The sequence below is a fragment of the Lentisphaerota bacterium genome (assembly GCA_016873675.1).
Classification (GTDB): domain Bacteria; phylum Verrucomicrobiota; class Kiritimatiellia; order RFP12; family JAAYNR01; genus VGWG01.
The window spans coordinates 62,879-80,346 of record VGWG01000002.1; the positions used below are offsets into that span (position 1 = coordinate 62,879).

17 protein-coding genes are annotated in these 17,468 nt (G+C 63.2%); 4 read left to right on the top strand and 13 right to left on the bottom strand.

What is annotated here, in order from left to right:
* Nucleotides 1–8: 8 nt before the first annotated feature.
* The 12 genes from FJ222_00620 to FJ222_00675 all read right to left on the bottom strand — a co-directional run bounded on the left by FJ222_00620 (nucleotide 9) and on the right by FJ222_00675 (nucleotide 11,357).
* A complete protein-coding gene (locus tag FJ222_00620; protein MBM4162942.1) occupies nucleotides 9–407 on the bottom strand; it encodes an acyl-CoA thioesterase in 399 nt (132 codons plus the stop codon).
* A 7-nt stretch (nucleotides 408–414) separates the two neighbouring features.
* Nucleotides 415–1,641, bottom strand: a complete 1,227-nt coding sequence (locus FJ222_00625; protein MBM4162943.1) for a pyrophosphate--fructose-6-phosphate 1-phosphotransferase — start codon at nucleotides 1,639–1,641, stop codon at nucleotides 415–417.
* A 95-nt stretch (nucleotides 1,642–1,736) separates the two neighbouring features.
* Nucleotides 1,737–2,381: a translation initiation factor IF-3 gene (infC, locus tag FJ222_00630; GenBank protein MBM4162944.1), complete on the bottom strand. Its 645-nt coding sequence runs from the start codon at nucleotides 2,379–2,381 to the stop codon at nucleotides 1,737–1,739.
* Nucleotides 2,382–2,458: 77 nt separating this feature from the next.
* Nucleotides 2,459–4,180 (bottom strand): threonine--tRNA ligase, encoded by a 1,722-nt coding sequence (locus tag FJ222_00635; GenBank protein MBM4162945.1) that lies wholly within the window; start codon nucleotides 4,178–4,180, stop codon nucleotides 2,459–2,461.
* Between the two features lie 142 nt (nucleotides 4,181–4,322).
* Nucleotides 4,323–5,216 carry a hypothetical protein gene (locus FJ222_00640; GenBank protein ID MBM4162946.1) on the bottom strand — a complete coding sequence of 298 codons (894 nt, stop codon included), beginning with the start codon at nucleotides 5,214–5,216 and terminating at the stop codon, nucleotides 4,323–4,325.
* Nucleotides 5,213–6,940 (bottom strand): FHA domain-containing protein, encoded by a 1,728-nt coding sequence (locus tag FJ222_00645; GenBank protein ID MBM4162947.1) that lies wholly within the window; start codon nucleotides 6,938–6,940, stop codon nucleotides 5,213–5,215. The genes FJ222_00640 and FJ222_00645 overlap by 4 nt, the downstream gene beginning before the upstream one ends.
* A gap of 17 nt (nucleotides 6,941–6,957) precedes the next feature.
* Nucleotides 6,958–7,767 carry a Flp pilus assembly protein CpaB gene (cpaB, locus tag FJ222_00650; GenBank protein ID MBM4162948.1) on the bottom strand — a complete coding sequence of 270 codons (810 nt, stop codon included), beginning with the start codon at nucleotides 7,765–7,767 and terminating at the stop codon, nucleotides 6,958–6,960.
* A gap of 36 nt (nucleotides 7,768–7,803) precedes the next feature.
* Complete coding sequence (locus tag FJ222_00655; GenBank protein MBM4162949.1) at nucleotides 7,804–8,487, bottom strand: hypothetical protein; 684 nt, start codon at nucleotides 8,485–8,487, stop codon at nucleotides 7,804–7,806.
* Entirely contained in the window at nucleotides 8,487–9,011 is a 525-nt protein-coding gene (locus FJ222_00660; GenBank protein ID MBM4162950.1) for a hypothetical protein, read from the bottom strand. The genes FJ222_00655 and FJ222_00660 overlap by 1 nt, the downstream gene beginning before the upstream one ends.
* Nucleotides 9,001–10,431, bottom strand: a complete 1,431-nt coding sequence (locus tag FJ222_00665) for a hypothetical protein (GenBank protein MBM4162951.1) — start codon at nucleotides 10,429–10,431, stop codon at nucleotides 9,001–9,003. The genes FJ222_00660 and FJ222_00665 overlap by 11 nt, the downstream gene beginning before the upstream one ends.
* A gap of 5 nt (nucleotides 10,432–10,436) precedes the next feature.
* On the bottom strand, nucleotides 10,437–11,108 hold the full coding sequence (locus FJ222_00670) for a hypothetical protein (GenBank protein ID MBM4162952.1): 672 nt from the start codon (nucleotides 11,106–11,108) through the stop codon (nucleotides 10,437–10,439).
* A gap of 15 nt (nucleotides 11,109–11,123) precedes the next feature.
* Nucleotides 11,124–11,357: a hypothetical protein gene (locus tag FJ222_00675; protein MBM4162953.1), complete on the bottom strand. Its 234-nt coding sequence runs from the start codon at nucleotides 11,355–11,357 to the stop codon at nucleotides 11,124–11,126.
* 401 nt (nucleotides 11,358–11,758) lie between these two features.
* Here FJ222_00675 and FJ222_00680 point away from each other — a divergent pair, with 401 nt between their 5' ends.
* Entirely contained in the window at nucleotides 11,759–13,051 is a 1,293-nt protein-coding gene (locus tag FJ222_00680) for a phosphopyruvate hydratase (protein ID MBM4162954.1), read from the top strand.
* Here FJ222_00680 and FJ222_00685 read toward each other — a convergent pair.
* A complete protein-coding gene (locus tag FJ222_00685; GenBank protein MBM4162955.1) occupies nucleotides 13,036–14,067 on the bottom strand; it encodes a hypothetical protein in 1,032 nt (343 codons plus the stop codon). The genes FJ222_00680 and FJ222_00685 overlap by 16 nt on opposite strands.
* A 142-nt stretch (nucleotides 14,068–14,209) precedes the next feature.
* Between FJ222_00685 and FJ222_00690 the strand changes: the two genes are divergently transcribed.
* The 3 genes from FJ222_00690 to FJ222_00700 are packed head-to-tail and all read left to right on the top strand — an operon-like array spanning nucleotide 14,210 to nucleotide 17,190.
* Nucleotides 14,210–15,484 carry a hypothetical protein gene (locus FJ222_00690; GenBank protein ID MBM4162956.1) on the top strand — a complete coding sequence of 425 codons (1,275 nt, stop codon included), beginning with the start codon at nucleotides 14,210–14,212 and terminating at the stop codon, nucleotides 15,482–15,484.
* A gap of 31 nt (nucleotides 15,485–15,515) precedes the next feature.
* A complete protein-coding gene (locus tag FJ222_00695; protein ID MBM4162957.1) occupies nucleotides 15,516–16,964 on the top strand; it encodes a DUF4139 domain-containing protein in 1,449 nt (482 codons plus the stop codon).
* 10 nt (nucleotides 16,965–16,974) lie between these two features.
* A complete protein-coding gene (locus tag FJ222_00700) occupies nucleotides 16,975–17,190 on the top strand; it encodes a hypothetical protein (GenBank protein ID MBM4162958.1) in 216 nt (71 codons plus the stop codon).
* Nucleotides 17,191–17,468 lie beyond the last annotated feature (278 nt).

The following is a 17,468-nucleotide window of genomic DNA, read 5'->3' on the forward strand; positions in this document are numbered from 1 at the left end:
GCACCGGCTCAGAACAGCGTGCGGAGGAAGGCGGGCGGCTTGCAGGGACGGCGCGTGTCGCGATCCATGAAGGCCAGCACGGTGAACCCGGTCGCGAGCTGAGCTCCGTCCTGTCCGAGGATCGTGTAATTGAAGCGCATGCGAGCGGTCGGCCGGTCGCGGATCTCCACGCGGACGGTCAGCACGTCATCGTACCGCGCCGGATGGTGATAGATGATGCCCGCCTCGACCACGGGCATCATCACGCCCGTCTCTTCAATGTCCCGGTACGAATGGCCGAGGGCGCGGAGCGCTCCGGTTCGCGCAACCTCGAAGTAGGCGATGTAGGCGCCATGCCAGACGACGCCCATCTGATCGGTCTCGCCATAGCGAACGCGAATAGTCTCGTCGTGTGTAAAGGGGCGCATGGGGGTGTCAGTGTTTCACCGCGACCGTGGCGCCGGCGGGCTGGCCAATGGCGGCCAGAAGCGCGCGGAACCAGGGCGTGGCGATGTCAAACGGCTTGCCGCCCTTGATCCTGTGGAACTCGCAGGCGCGGAGTTCGCCACCTCGGTCTTCGTCCTCGCCGACCACGCCCCCCAATCCGTTCAAGGCGCAATCGACCGCCTGATAGGCACAACGCTTGATCAATTCAAGGTCGGCGGCGTTCGGCGCGGCGGCTCGGCTGAAGTAGCCGCTCTTCTGAACCATCGTCTTTTCCGCGCCGAGCATGTCGCCAAACTGCTTGGCAAACCAGCCGCCCACGTTTACCTTGTCGAGCCGCGGATGACCGAAAGCGTCGCGGGGCACTTCTTCGCCCTTGGCTTCCAGCTCGGCGATGATCGCCTCGACGCACGCCCCTTCTGAGACGAAGATGTTCACGCAGTCGTGCCGGTCCATCACCGTGCGCAGACGGGCCGCTTCGGCTTTCGCGTCAAAGGCCATTTCGGGGACGTAGACGGCGTGAACTTCCTCGCGAGCGCGTGACAGACCGAACGCGGGAAGGTAGTGGAATCCTTCCGTCAGCGTGCGGTAGGCCGCCGCGGTTGCGGCCGTGAGCCAGCCGCAATTGCGCCCCATGACCTCATGGATGATGAGCATGCGTGGGTTGGCGGTGTTCTCCTTGACGACGTTGGCGAAAAAACGCGCGCCCTCTTCTGCAGCCGTCCAGGCACCCAGGCTCTGCCGAATCGGGTACACGTCGTTGTCAATCGTCTTGGGCAGGCCGACCACAGTCAAGCCGTACTGGTGCCGCGCGAGGTAGGCGGCAAGATCAGCCGCAGCCGTGTTGGTGTCGTCACCGCCGATGGTATGCAGCACATCCACGCCATCTTTCACAAGTTGGTCGGCCGCGACCTGCTGCGGATCCTGTCCCGTCTTCACCAGGCCGCGCTTGATGCAATCTTTGACATTGGTCAGTTTCACCCGGCTGTTTCCGAGCGGACTGCCGCCGTGCTCAGTCAACACGCGGGCGTTTTTGCGCACATCAGGCGTGACGGCGAGGCTCTCGCCTTTGAGCAGCCCCATATAGCCGTTGATGTAGCCGATGATTTCCACATCAGGCGCGACCTGTGTGTAGCGTTCAATCAAGAAACCGATTGTCGAACTCAGGCAGGGAGCCAGGCCCCCGGCGGTGAGAATGCCTACTTTTTTTACAGCCATAGCCAATACTCCTGTTGAATGGGGGGAACTCGGGCCGGGACGTTTCGGCGAAACGTCCCGACCCTGCCGTCACTTGCGTTTCGGCCATAATCGCGTCACGCCTGCGGCGTCTCGCTGGGTGTGGATGGGGCTGGCGCCGGGACGACTTCCGGGGCCGCGTCAACCTTCGGCTCAGGCAGAGGCTTCGGGGTCGCCGGCGCGGCGGCGGGCGCGGGCCGGGGTGGCTTGGGCGCGGCCGGTTGCGCGGATTTTCCCGATGCGGGTTTCGCCGGACGCGGCACCAGCATGCAGCCCAAGACGCGGCCCAGCAGGCGCGGTTGCTGCTCCAGCATGGCGATATCATCAACCGCCTTGATCACCCGTTGCACGACCAGCACGCCGAGTTCCTTGTGCGCGTTCTCACGACCGCGGTACTGGAGGGTGACCTTGACCTTGTGCCCGTCGCCGAGAAAATCGCGAATGTGCCGCAGCTTGGTTTGAAGATCGTTGTCCTCCACGCCGGAGTGAAACTTCACTTCCTTGATCTGCACGCGGGTGGCGTTCTTGCGTCCCTGCTTCTGCCGGATGCTCTCCTCGTAGCGGAACTTGCCGAAATCCATGATCTTGCACACGGGCGGTTCGGCGTTGGGAGAGATTTCAACAAGATCCATCCCTTGCTGGTCCGCAAGTCGCTGCGCTTCGCGCGTCTGAACGACGCCCAGCATCTCGCCATTGGGGCCGACGAGGCGCACATTGGGCACGCGGATTTTGAAGTTGGTTCTGATAAACGAGGCGATAACGGACCTCCTGATGTTGTGCGGGTATTTCCCGCGTGGGTTTAGGCGTTGAGTTCGCTGCGGATCAGATCGATGAAGGCGGCCACGGGCATCGCACCCTGGTCGCCACCCTCGCGGCGGCGCACCGCGACGGCTCCAGCCTCCGCTTCACGGCCGCCAACAACCGCCATGATGGGCACCTTGTCCATTTGGGCGCGGCGGATCTTGGCTCCGATCTTCTCGGAGTTCGCATCCACCGTCACGCGAATGTCGGCGGCGCGCAGACGGGCGGCCACGTCGTTCGCGAAATCCAACTGCTTATCAGTGATCGGCAGCATCCGCACCTGCTCAGGAGCCAGCCAGAGCGGGAATGCGCCCGCATAGTGCTCGATCAGGATGCCGAAGAAGCGCTCGAGGCTGCCCAGCAGCGCCCGGTGCACCATGTAGGGCTGGTGCTCCTTGCCGTCCTCGCCGATGTAGGTGAGGTCGAACCGTTCGGGCAGGTTGAAGTCGAATTGCACGGTGCCGAGCTGCCAGGGCCGCCCCAAGGCGTCGCGAATCTTCAAATCGATCTTCGGCCCGTAGAAGGCGCCGCCGCCCGCGTCCACCGTGTAGGACAGATTTTCAGCCTGAAGGGCGTTTTCCAGCGAACGAGTGGCCTGCTCCCACCGTTCGGGGAGGCCGACCGCCTTCTCCGGGCGCGTGGAGAGGAATGCCGTGATATCGGTGAATCCGAACTTGCGTAAAATGCCCAGGGCAAACACGACGGTGCGCCGCACTTCGCCCTCGATCTGATCCGGCGTGCAGAAGATGTGCGCGTCGTCCTGGGTGAAGCCGCGCACGCGCAACAGGCCGTGGCGGACGCCCTCCTTCTCAAAGCGATAGACGGTGCCGAGCTCGGCCCAGCGCAGGGGCAGGTCGCGGTAGGAGTAGCGCCGGGTCTTGTAGATCTGGATGTGGAAGGGGCAGTTCATGGGCCTGACAAAGTACGGCTCGACCGACTCGTCCTTGCCGCCCTCGTCTTCGGTAATCGACATGCTCGGAAACATGCTGTCACGGTAAAAACCGAGGTGCCCCGATGTGTCCCACAGTTTGGCCCGGCCGACATGCGGCGTGAAGACCATCTCGTAACCGGCGCGGAAATGCTCGCGGCGCCAGAAGTCCTCGATCGCCACGCGGATCCGACCCCCCTTGGGATGCCAGTGGGCCAGCCCGGGGCCGACGTCTTCGCTGATGCTGTACAGATCCAGTTCGCGGCCGAGGCGGCGATGGTCGCGCTTCTTGGCCTCCTCGATGCGAGCGAGCTCGGCGTCCAGATCAGCCTGCGTCGCAGCCGTCATTCCGTAGAGCCGCTGCAACATCGGGTTGGTCTCTTTGCCGCGATAGTAAGAGCCCGCGACCGAGAGGATCTTGAAGGCACCCAGTTCGCCCGTGCGGGCCGCATGCGGGCCGCGACAGAGATCCAGGAACTCGCCGCAACGGTAGAGCGAAATCGTCTCGCCAGCCGGAATGTCGGCCAAGCGTTCGAGCTTGTAGGTCTGACCGGCCAGCAGGGCCACCGCCTCGCTGCGGGATACCTCCAGTCGCTCGAAGGGAATGTTTTCGCGAACCAGCTTCGCCATTTCCGCCTCGATCGCGGGGAAATCATCGGGCGTCAACCGGTGAGCCAGATCGAAGTCATAATAAAAGCCGTCGTCCGTCGCCGGGCCGATGTCGAACAACACCGGGCCGAACAGTCTGCCGACCGCCGCCGCCATTACATGCGCCGTGCTGTGGCGCAGCATCTCAAGTGCTAACACGTGGATTCAAACTCCTCTCGCGCCGGGGATCATGCCTATGACCGCCGCTCACGCTGAAAACGAATGACGTGTATAATAAAGGCTTGCGCAGGGCGCGTCAATCACGGACATGAGCAAGGCCACGCCCTTACACGTCAATCCGGATGATCTTGCGGATGAGCAGGCCGCCGCAGACGAGCATGATGATGACGGCAACGATGCTGATGATGCCGCCGCGGGATTGGTAGAAGGGAAGCATCATTCCCGGCTTGATGACCGTCAGGATGATCGCGAGCGCGATGGGCATGGTGCCGACGATGATCCCCTGCAGGCGGCCCTGGGCGGTGAGGGTGCGGACGCGGTTCTCGATGCGCATCCGCTCGCGGATGGTCAGGGCGATGCGGTCAAAGACCTCGGTGAGGTTGCCGCCCGTCTTGCGGGCGATGTCGATGGTGGTGATGACCAGATTGAGGTCTTCACTGCCCACCCGCTGTTCCATGCTCTGCATCGCCTCGTTGAACCCCATGCCGAGTCGGATCTGCTGCTGCATCACCTCGAACTCCTGGGCAATCGGGTTCTCGCCATTCTGAACCACGGTTTCGAAGGACTGGTTGATGCTGAAACCGGCGCGAAGGGCGTTGCTCATGTGGGAGAGGGCGTCGACGAGCTGGACGTTGAACCGGCGGCGACGGCGCGCGCGCAAGATGACGAGCAGATGATTCGGCGCGAAAAGCGCGGCCAAGCCACCGGATAGCCCGAACGCCAGCCCCAGAAGTGTCATCGGGATGTTGGCCGGGTTGAAGAAGGCGGCGTTGATGAGAACAAAGACAGCCGTGGCGCAGGCCCAGCCGATCTCGCTCAGGCGGCGCGGCGGGATAAAGAGGAAAAGATCCTCGAACTTGCGGGCGGTTTGTTCGGAATAGGTGCCCGAATAGACCTGCGCGCCGGTGCCGAAGGCCCGGAGCAAAACAAACGCGAGCCCGCCAAAACTCAGGGCAAAAAGCCCGCAACCAGCGATGGCCAGCAGGGTCGTTTCGCTCATGACTCACCCCCGCCGCGGGCGTCCGGTTGGAAAATCGCCGGGTCGAGCTTCAGGCCGCGCGCCTTGAGCTGCTCGAAGAAGGTGGGAACCGATCCGGTCGGTCGGTGACGGCCGATGACCTTGCCGTCACCGTCGATCCCCGTCTGGCTGAAGGCAAAGATTTCCTGCATGACGATCTGGGCGCCCTCGAGGCCGACGACTTCGGTGATGGAGGTGACTTTGCGGCTGCCGTCACTCATGCGCGAGATCTGGACGATAACATCGACCGCCGAGGCGATTTGTTCACGGATGGCGCGCGAGGGGAGATCCATGCCCGCCATGAGCACAAGGGTCTCGAGACGCGAGATCACGTCGCGCGGCGAGTTGGCATGCACCGTGGTGAGCGAGCCGTCATGCCCCGTGTTCATCGCCTGGAGCATGTCGAGCGCCTCGCCGCCGCGACATTCGCCCACGATGATCCGGTCGGGCCTCATGCGCAGGGCGTTGCGGACCAGGTCTCGGATGATAACCGCGCCACGGCCCTCGATGTTCGGCGGTCGCGACTCGAGCCGAACCACGTGAGGCTGGACGAGGCGCAGTTCCGCCGCATCTTCAACGGTGATGATCCGGTCCTCTTCCGGGATGAAGGCGCTGAGTGTGTTGAGAAGCGTCGTCTTGCCCGAGCCGGTGCCGCCGGAGACAATGATGTTCTTGCGCAGCAGGACGCAGATGCGGAGCAGATCAACCATCGGCTGACTCCACGAGCCGAAGCGGATGAGATCCTGATCGGTAAAGGCGATTTTTGAAAATTTCCGAATGGTGATGCACGGGCCCGAGAGGGAGAGGGGGTGGATGATCGCATTGACGCGCGAGCCATCGGGAAGGCGGGCGTCGACATAGGGCTGGCTCTCGTCGATGCGTCGGCCGATCGGCGAGACGATCCTTTCGATGATGGCCAGCACCGACGCGTCATCCATGAAGGTGTCTCCCGTCAATTCAACCCTGCCGCCGCGTTCGACGTAGATCTGCTGCGGGCCGTTGACCATGATTTCGGTGACGGAGTCGTCCTCCAAAAAATCATCCAATGGGCCGAAGCCCATGGCCTCGTTGTAAATCTCACGGGCGAGCCGGGCGGGGTCGAGACCGGTCGGGAGGCGCTGTTTCTCCTGGATCTCGCGAATAATGGCGTCGAGGGTTTCGCGGGTCCGTTTTTGAAGCTCCTCGGTGTTGACGCGCGAGTTGGTCAGCCGTTTGAGGTCGATCCGCTGCAGGACTTCACGGTGAATCTGGTTTTTGACTTCGCGGCGGATCGCCGCCTGTGGATCGGCGAGCGAAGCCGGGCGAGATGCGGGCGCGCTCGTGATCGGTTCAGGCATGGTCGAGGCGGACGGGGCCTGGAAGCGTGGCGGTGGCGGGAAGGGCGCGCGGGGCGCTCCAACCGCCACGACGGCGGGAAGCGTGAGGGAGAGGGTGTAGGGGCCGGCCACGATGGAGTGAGTGGCCGAGGTGAGGGGGCGGCACCCGTGGAGCAGGGCACCGTCGAGGTGGGTCCCGTTGCTGGAATCGAGATCCTCGATGGTCGACCCTTCAGGAGAGAGCGTCAGAACGGCATGACGCTCGCTGACGTCGGGAGAGCGGAGGCGGATGCCGCACCCTTCGCCGCGACCGATCAGGTAGACCCCGGGCTGGAGGTCGAAAGCAGCCGGCGGCTGGTCAGGGCGGACAATGGTGAGCTTGAAAGTCATGGGTCAGGCGGAACGAGTCAGTGGGTGCGTTTGTGCAGGAGTTCCTGACGGGCGATGTTGAGCGTCTTGATCGCCTCCTGAATGTGATCGAAGTTGACGCGCGGGGGGTCGTTCTCGACGGCGACGTCAGAGGAGTTGCGCAGGGCCAGCACGAGTCGCCCCTTGATCTGTTCGGCGAAGACGAGCATCTCGGCCTCGCGGGGGGTTACGGACAGGGTGACGGTGCTGTAGGATCCTGACCGGCTGGCGGAACTGAAGGTTTTTGCGGTTTCGCGGCCCGTGGCGAGAATGGTGACGTTTTGGAGTACGGTGAGCGTCACCAATTCCAATTCGAGCGGATTGCGCGCAGAGGGAAAACTGAAGGTTCCGAGCACGTCGACCCGGTCATTGGGGCGGACCATGCCGCTGACCGACGAGGAGCCGCTGACGTTGATCGAGAGGGCGCGCATCTGGTTAGGGATGTCGTCGGCCATGCCGCGCGAGCCGGGTGCGCCGCCTTCGAGGTCACTCCAGAAGATGGGGGAGAGATGTTCGAGCAGGCGCATCGTTTTGCGCCCGAACAGGAACTGCGCGTCTTCGCTGAGAACCGCATGCCCGCGGACGGCGCTCTCCGGAACGGCGCTTACGCCGAGGTCTGTGTGTTGCAGCACGGTCCCTGCGGGGAGGTCGCGCTTGACCACCACGATATTGATCATCCGCTGGGAGCGCTTGAAGTCGGCGATCATTCGGGCGACCTCTCTGTCCTTGGCGTTGAGATACTGCTTGGTGAACAGAGCGGCCAGGATGCCGATGACGACGGAGATGATCAAAATCAGTTTTTGTTTCATAGCGGCTGTTCCGATGCTGAATGGGACGGGGAGAGTTTACTGCGATTTCCCGATGCGTTGCAAGAGCGTAATGCGGGTGACGCCTGGGATGTCGTCTGGCTGCGACAGTACGGCGCAGGTGGCCTGACGGCGCTGATACAGCGCAAACGAGCGGGTCGGCGGAGCGGCAAGTGCCCATCCGGCCGCGATCATCAGGCCGCTCATTTCTCGCGCGGCTGCTTCGGGGTGGCTGGGGACGGTGGCCGTGACGAGGGTGGCGCGGGTGGCGGCGAGGGTGGCGGTGAAGGTCAATTCCGCGTTTGCCGGACGCGGGAGGTCGGGCCAGATCGGTTCCGTGGCGCGATGCGTCCGCGGAGGCTTCTGGGTGATCAGGATGGCGAGGGTTTTGTCAATGTGCGCCGGGAGTATGAGGAGGTGAAGCAGATCCGATCCGGCCGCCCCCGTGATCAAAAGCGCGTCGGCGGCGGATTGCGGCGGGGCGATCCCGAGCGCGCGAGACAAATCGGCGGCACGCTCGGCCGGGGATCCGGAGAACCCGAAGGCGGTGATCTCGGCCGGTTCGCCGTTGACTGTGGCATCCGACCGGTAGACCGCTTCTCCGCCGATGGTGGAGAGGCGATCAGCGGCGCTGCCGCCGAGGGTGCGGAAGACATCGGCCAGCAGCGCCGTGGCGGCGGCGGCAGCGGCAATCACCAGCAACAGCGGACGTGCCCGGCGCATCAGTAGAGACCTCCTAAAAGCGGCATCCAGACGGTGTGCCGGACGGTGACGGTGGGCAGATCGAAGATGAAGGTGCGTACGGCGGGGTCGACGTCGACAGTTACCGGAAGCGTTGACGATTTGATCAGGGCCAATTCGGTGGTCGGCTCTGACGGTTCATGCATCATACGCATGGGGGCATCACGCGAGAGCGGATCCAGGAGATCCCAATCCGCCGAGTTGGTGACGGAACGATCAGCGATGGTGGTGAGGGTTTGCGGCGGCCCCGTAATCGGGGTGTCGTCATCCGTGTGGCGGATATCGTCAGCCCCGTCGTCCCAGGTGAAGACATACTCTGGAGTCTCGATGGTTCCACTCCCTATCAGCGCCTGCTCGCCAACCGCTCCGCGAACAGTCGTGGTCAGACTCCGATGGGCGTTGGAAACGTAAAAAAACTGGATGCCGCCGGCGAGGATCATGACGATGACGACGATCCCAATGATCAACTCGACGAAGGCCTGTCCCTGACGGGGTTTAGTGTCCACGGCGCGTTCCTCCACCCGGGTTGCCGGGTCCCGGTCCGTTGGGTGGGACGACGGTGCACGCGGCGCTGTTGGTACTGAGCCACGCGGCGCCAAAAGAGCGGAAAGCCTCGTCCTCCCAGATCGTCAGTGCCGCGCAATACCCGCACCCCGGTTCGGTTGTGCCGGTGGCGACGTAAATCGGCAGATGTTCAATGAGGTGGCGGCGCCAGTCAATATCGAAAAACCCGTCACTGCCAGCCGATGCGGCGTCGATCGGAATGAGACGGATATCGTGGTAGGCGGGCAAAACGAGTGACCAGGCATCGGGGCGAATACGCTCGCCGTCGGTCTCCAGATAGCCGAAGGGCTTGGCGGCGGCGGTCCACAGAACGGTGTCGATGCGGTTTGAGCCGTCCAGACCGGGGGTCAGCCGGGAGACGACGGTTTCGACGCGGACCACGGCATCGGCGCCGCTGTAATCATACTGCGGCAGAACCGGTCCGGTGATCGGGAAACGGTTGGGATCCTCCCGGTTCATCGTTGCCCAAGTGCCCCAGCGGCCGGGGTTGTAGGCATACCACGACTGTGCGGTTTGGGTCGCCTGAGTGGTGATCAGCGTGGGGTCGAGACCGGCTTGCGCGGCGAGGATCGAGAGGGAGGGGGTGTCGACAACCTGATCCAAAATGAACGACGCCCGGTTTAGATGGAGGGGGAAGAATTCGGCGTTCTCAAAGTTGCGCGTGGTGGTGTCGGGAAGCGGCGCCCAGAAGGTGTGATCGGTATAATTGGTTAGGAGATCCGGGTAGTTGTGGTAAAACCAGCACCAATTCCTGCTGATGACGGCTTCGTAGAACGCCCGCTCGTGGAGGATGTGCCCGCCGATAGCGTCGGTGAACAATTGAGCATTGTCCGGGCCGGCGGCGATGCCGTCGTCGGCGATTGCTTTGAGCATGTCGGCGTAGTCCGTCCAGGCGCCAAGATAGGGTTCGGGAAACAGCATCTCCCCGCCGATGAGAGTGGTGTACGAGTCGCGCACGGTGTTGGCGTGATCCTGAACGACCTCCGTGTAGTTGGAGTTGGCATAGACGCCGTTGAGTTTCGCGGCTTGCTGAGAGGCGGCGAAGCCGGCCATGGGACCGGTAAAGCAGAGGCGAGCCTGCATGTTAGCGAGGGCGTCGTCGGCCGCATCATTTCCGGCGCTGATGGCGAGTGCGCGCAGCAGGTTGGCCTCGCCGATCAGATTGAGCGTGGACCCCTGCCAGCGGGCGGCGGCCAGAACAGAGGCGTCACCCGCGTCCTGACTCTTGCCCTTCATGAAGACGATGCGGCGGATGTCAACGGACCACAGCACCATGAAGGCCAGCACGACGAGCGCCATCAGAAGAAAGATGGCGATCTGGCCGGTTCGGCGGGCGGCGGCTGGTGGCGGCTGTGCAGACATGGGTGTCAATAATCCTGATCATCGAGGTAGAGCGAGTAATGATTTTCGATATCGGCGGACCCTTCCAAGTTCAGGGTCTCAGCCTCGCGTCCGTCCAGAATGCCGCCCCCGCCGCGAACGACGGAAACGAGCATGTCCAGCGGCTGGCGGACGCGAGCACGGATGGTGGCGGAAACGCCAGAGTCCCACACGCCCGTATAATAAAGCGACACGTCGTCCCAGCGCTCATAATCCAGAATGGCTTCGGCCCACTCCTGCCAGGGTGAATAGAGATAATCGGGAATACGGGCCAGCTCGATTCCGACCTTGGGTGATGTGGGCGTGGACGTGAGCGCCATGTCCCAGACCTCGCCCGGGGTCATCAACCGCCACGAGCCATTCAGAATGGGGTCGTCATCGACAACAATATCGTTTGGCACCAGCAGTCTCCCCGCATTGGGGATCGCCGCCACGCGCATCGCCTTGTGCACCATCCACTGGTTGAAACCGACCGTCCGCGCCCGCGCCGCCCGCGCCGCGGCGTGATCCAGAACGTCGCGCGAAGCGAACCCCAGGCAGAGTTGGAAAAACAGAAAGAAGAGGAGGCAGATAAAAATAAGCGCCACACACGACTCCACCATCGCCTGCCCGCACCGGCGGCGACATGCGCCAACAGCCTTCTCGGCCCCCCTTGACATGTTATCCGCTCCCGTCTAGGGCGAACCAACAGTCCCGTCAGCGTTGAGGTCCTGTACCGGATTATCACTCAGGGAGTCATACGCGGTCACCGCCTCTCCACCGACTTCTTGATCCAAGGCTGATGTCGCACCCGCAGTCTTCTTGCCAATGGCCTTGCCAAACTTGGAGAAGAGCGCGATCAGGGTGATGGCAATCAAGACGACAATGATGATATACTCCACCATCGTCTGGCCTTTTCGTGAGGACATGCGCATACGCGCTCCTTTCCGCCTGTCGGCGGGTGTGGTGTGTTCATGGGTAGTCGGACCCAACAAGGTCCATAACCCGGTTTGATTGCTGCCGCAACGCGTACATGAGCACAGCCAACGCGCTGAGCGCGGCGAACAGCGAAACAAATACGATAATGTATTCGACCATCGCCTGTCCGCAACGCCGTGACCGTATCGGCCTGTGCATCCATCCACGCATCAGCATTATCAACGGCCCAACCATGTGAACATTGTAATGCAGGCGGCCTGGTTAAGCAACCACAATTATTGGCCACAATTATTGGCCGGCGGACTGCGGTTCGGACTGTCGGTTCGGACTCGCGCCCGGTCGATGAACGTGATACAATGAAAGCACTTTTATCATGCAGGGGGGCGTGACCATGAGCGAGACGATCCATTCGGTCCAGGGCCTGGAGGTCCTGGATTCGCGCGGCAATCCGACGGTGCGGGTGTGCGTGACGCTCCAAGGGGGCGCCCGGGCGGCGGCCGCCGTGCCCTCGGGCGCCTCGACGGGGGTGAACGAGGCGGTGGAATTGCGCGACGGCGACCCGGCGCGCTACGGCGGCAAGGGGGTGCGACAGGCGGTCGGCGCTGTCAATACCGTGCTGGCGCCGCTGCTCAAAGGACGTTGCGCCGCGGACCAGGCGGAGATCGACCGGCTGATGATCGCGTGCGACGGCACGCCGAACAAGGCCCGTTTGGGCGCGAACGCGATCCTCGGCGTCTCAATGGCCGTCGCCCGCGCGGCGGCGCTGGCGGCGGGCCAGCCCCTCTATCGCTGGCTGGGCGGCGGCGCGGCGGCGCGGCTGCCGGTGCCGATGATGAATATTCTCAACGGCGGCAAGCACGCCGACACCTGTGTTGATTTCCAGGAGTTCATGGTGATGCCGGTGGGCGCCCCAACCTTCGCCGAGGCGCTCCGCTGCGGCGCCGAGGTCTTCCATGCGCTGAAAACGCTGCTGCTCCGCCACGGGTACGCCACCGGCGTGGGCGACGAGGGCGGCTTCGCGCCCAGTCTGAAATCGAACGAGGAGGCGTGCGAGTTGATCGTCGCCGCCATCGCCGCCGCCGGCTATGCCCCGGGCCGCGATGCGGCGATCGCCCTCGACCCCGCCGCCAGTTCCTTCGCCTCGAACGGGGCGTACCATCTGGCCAAGTCGGGGCAGGGGACCCTGAGCCGCGCCGGGATGATCGCCCTCTACCGCGACTGGACCGCCCGGTTTCCCATCGTCTCGATCGAGGATGGGCTGGATGAGAACGACTGGGAGGGGTTCCGCGCGCTGACCGCCGCCATCGGCGGAGCCGTGCAGATCGTCGGCGATGATCTCTACGTCACCAACCCCCGCTTCATCGCCCGCGGCATCCGCGAACGAGCGTCCAATGCCGTGCTCATTAAACTCAATCAGATCGGCACCGTCACCGAAACACTGGAGGCGGTCCGCCTGTGCCGCGAGGCCGGCTGGGGTGCCATCATCTCGCACCGTTCGGGGGAGACGGAGGACACCTTCATCGCCGATCTCGCCGTGGCCATGGGCTGCGGCCAGATCAAAACCGGCTCGGTCTGCCGCGGCGAACGGACCGCCAAATACAACCGGCTCCTGGAGATCGAGGCCGAGCTCGGCGGGGCGGCTGAGTTTTCAAACCCGCTGGCAACCCGTCAGGGCGGCGGCTGACCGGTCAGGACAGCGCGGATCTGATCGGCCGCAGCGAGAATGCGCGGACCGGGCCGGCAGACGATGTCGGGGTCGAAGGCGTCGTAGACGTGACCGTCCTTGATGGCTTGGAGCGTCCGCCAGCCCGTCATGCCGCGCAGACGGCCGAGGGTCTTGCCAGAGGGGTCCGCGCCAAAAGAGAGGATGACGTCGGGATTCTGACGCAACACCCATTCTTCGGAGACGGCGAAATAGTCCCGGTCGATTTCGGAGGTGATGACGCGGCCGCCGGCGAGGGTCACCAGGTCGGCGATGAACGAAGGCCGACCGACCGTCATCAGCGGCTCCCACCAGACAAGCACGAGCACCGATGGCGGCGTGGCGGAGCGGCCTTCCGCATCGCGACGACGCGCCGCCACGCCGGCGCGGATCTCGTCCGCGAGGTGGACCGCCTCGTTGGTGCGGCCTGAAATGCGCCCGACCGCCAGCACCGCATCCGGAATGTCGTCGAGGCGCGCGCAGGGGATTCGCTCGCTGCTCCAGCCGATCCGAGTGAAAAGCTGGGACAGGGACGGATCCTCGATATCCACGCTCAAGATGTGGGTCGGCTTTTGAGCGGCCAGGGCCTCAATGGAGGGTTTGCCAAAGCCGCCAACCACCGGCACGGCTGCGGCCTCGGGCGGGTAGTTGCAGACATCGGTGCGGCCAACGACGCAACCGTCGGCCCCGATGGCGAAGAGTATCTCGGTCAGCGACGGCGCGAGCGAGACAATTCGCGGGGTGCGGCCGTCGCTCCCGGATTCCGCAACCGGCGTCCGTGGCCGACAGGCCGCAAACCCCAGCAACGCCACAAGCGGCGCCAGCCGAATGAAGCGGGATCGAGAAAGGTGTGAAAAAAGGCTGTTCATGGAATAGGTGCGCGTGCGGGTGTAGGGTATACCACCCGCCTCGCAGCGGTCAAGGAAACGCAGTGAAAAGATTCGGGAACAAAAACCGCGCCACCCGCGTCTAAACAAAGCGTGCGGCATGATGGGCATGCGGCAACAGGAGATGGACAATTCCGCCGGAGCGGCGTATGCTGTCTCCCATGGAGAGTAGAATAATGAGCGTCAGCTCCAATAACCCCCCCGCGAGGGACGTATCAGGAACGAGGCATCGTGTGACACGAGGAGTTCAATCATGAGAAATCATTCCCTATTCCAGTCTTCCGCCGGGCTCGCGCTGATTGCGGCCGCAGTCCTGCTGTGGCCGGTTGCGGCTTCGGCCAGGATCAAGCTGATCACCCTGCCGCTGCGCGAACGGGTGGAAATCCAGCTCGATCATCCCAACGCCACGCTCGTTGAGGAAGAGCGCATGGTCCCCCTGGTCAAGACCATCAACGCCGAAGAGCCCAATCAGGTGGATTTTTCCTGGGCCAATACCGCCATCGATCCGCAGACCATCGTGTTCCGCGTGATCGGGCCGGCGGAGGGCGTCCGCAACGCCGGCATGGACGTCAAGGTGCTTTCCGTCAGCTATCCGCCGGGTGAACAGGCGCTGGTCTGGCAGGTGTCGGCCAGCCAGAGCGGCGCGGCGCGCGTGCGCATCAGCTACATCCTGGGCAACCTGTCCAAGAGCTTCAACTACCGCGCCGTTGCCGCCAACGATGAGCGGACGCTGGTCCTCAGCCAGTACATGCGGCTGCAAAACATGGCCAATGAGGAGTTTCTTTCGAATTTTGCCGCCGACAAGGGTGCCAACCTCTGGGCGGGGTGGGGGAGGACGTTCACCCGCCCGGTGGGCATCAATGAGACCAAGGAGATGCTGGTCGAGAAGTTTCCTCGGGTGCCGGTGCGCAAGACCTATACCTGCAATCCGGCGGAGTTTGACTATCTGGATCGCCCGCAGAACAAGCTGCGCGTCCCCATGCACTATGTCCTGAAGAACGACAAGGCCAACAACCTCGGCACGGGGCCGTTGCCATTCGGCAAGGTGCGCATCTTTATCGAGCCCAAGGATCCACGGGATCTGGCCATGTCCGCCACCTTCTTGGGCGAGGACTGGGGCCGGTTCACGCCGCTGGATGATGAACTGAGGCTCTACCTCGGCGTGGCGCAAGACATCGTGGTCACCCGCACCATCGATAAGAGCGAGCGCCGCCGCGTGGCGGGCAACCTCTATGACCACGAGGTCGTCATCAAGTACGAGATCGAGAATTTCAAGGACAAGCCGGTTGTGCTCGATATCAAGGAGAACCTCCGCTACGTCCGGCGCGAAATCCCCAATGTCGGCGACACCGGCCGCGATGTCCAGTGGGAAATCCTCCCCGCGACCGACCTCGAGGGCGGCGTGGACAAGGAGAAATCCACCTTTGAAGAGGTGCTGTTCCATATTCCGCTCCCCGCGCGCGACACGAGCGGCAAGGCCGAGAAACGGGTCCGCAAACTGCACATCCTCTTCCACAACGAATGGTGAGCGCCGTCCCTGCGCCTCTTGGAGGTATCTTATGAAACGCCAATCCGCCGCTTTTCTGATGACCGCGCTGCTGCTCGTCTCCGCCGCGCCCCGCCTGGCCACGGCCCGCAATGTGGATCTCTCCACCGTGCCGCGCCGCGACACGGTGCAGTTGACCATCTACAACAGCGAAGACCTGACGCTGGTGCGGGAGATGCGCACGCTCACGTTCAAGAAGGGGCTGAACGGCCTGCAGTTCTCGTGGGCCAACACGCTGATCGACCCCTCGTCGGTCGAGATCCGGTTCTTGTCCCAGGCCGACAAGCTCAGCCTGCTGGACACCACCTATCCACATGACAAGCCGCAGATGCTCTCCTGGAATGTGGTCAGCGAATTCGACGGCGATGCCACCGTGGAGATCACCTACTTCACCAGCGGCATCACCTGGAGCGCCGACTACCTGCTGACGAGCGATGCGGATGAGAAGAGCCTCGCCTTCGAGGGGTTCGTGCGGGTGACCAACAACAGCGGCGAGGACTACGAACAGGCGCAGGTGCGGCTGGTGGTGGGCACAATCAACCTGGTCGAGAAGATCGCCCAACTGGCGCAGATCCGGATGGATCAGGTCGCCCAGCTTGAGGGCGCAAAACGCGAGGAACTTCGCCGCATGGTGGCCAAGGATGCGATGAATATGCCGCGGCCCAGCGCGGCACCGATGATTGCGGGCGGCTTTGCCATGTCCGCGCCTGATGAAAAAAAGATCATCAAGGAGGGCCTCTCCGAGTACTTCATCTTCCGCATCCCCGGCTCGGAGACGATTCCTACCGGCTGGTCCAAGCGGCTGCGGGCCATCGAGGCTCAGCAAGTGCCGTTCAAGGTCCAGTACCGCTACCGGCCCGCGCAGTACGGCGACCAACTGGTGCGCCTGTACCTGTTCACGAATGACGTGCCGTCCAAGCTCGGCTCCGCGCCGCTGCCGGATGGCGTGATCCGCGTCTTCCGCCTCAACGGCCGCGACGGCCTCTCGTACCTGGCGCAGCAGCCCACGAAGTACATCCCTATCGGCGACAAGGTGGAGGTCAACCTGGGTCCCGACCCGGAGGTGATCTTCGAACTGATCAAGCTGCGGGCCTCCCGCGACAACATCTGGATGCAGGTGCATGGCGCCAACGTGTTCCGCCGGGTGGACGACGGCGCGGTGAACATCGAGGTCAACAGCTCGGTCGCCGGCTGGGACGACCGCGAGGTCTTCACGCAGCGGATTCGCAACTACACGGCCAAGCCGATCGAGGTCGAGGTGCGGCGGGCATTTACGGGCCATGTGGACTTCCGCAGCAGCCTGCCGGGGGTCAAGCTCTTCGACTTCCAGACGGTGGAGTTCACCGCGCCGGTCGCGGCGGGGAAGAAGGCCGACTGTATGTTTGAGATCCTGCGCCACCAGGGGCGCAACTCCAAGCAGAACAACATCACGCTCGTCAACGCCGAAATCTTCATTCCCTGACGGGATAGAAATGAAGGGGACAGAGAAACAGCGTCACAAAAACGATTTCTTCGTGATCTTCGTGTCCTTCGTGGTTTATCTCGGTCGGGGTGAGCATTTCAAAAATGAAAGTGCGGTGTCGCGCGGGATACCGCTTGCCACCGCACTCCAGGTTGCCTGCGCCCGGGCGGCAGTGTCTTGGAGTGCAGGAGCCTCGGTATTGAGTGGCGCGCCCGGCAGGATTTGAACCTGCAACCTTCTGATCCGAAGAGAGTCCCGCCGACAATCCAGAACCCCCCGGAAACACAGTGAAAACCGGTAAAAGACCAACAAAACAGGATGTTTCAAGCTGGTTCATCGTTGGGCGGTTGGTTGTTCGTTCTCTTGGGTTCCGCTTGTTTCGGCGTGAATAACAGCCACATACCCGCCCCGTTGCAAGCACATCGCGCAAGCGCCAGAAAACCATTTGTGTATCTGGACGCGGCCGGCCCCGCCCCCGCCCCCCCGGCGTGGTAAAAAGGAGAC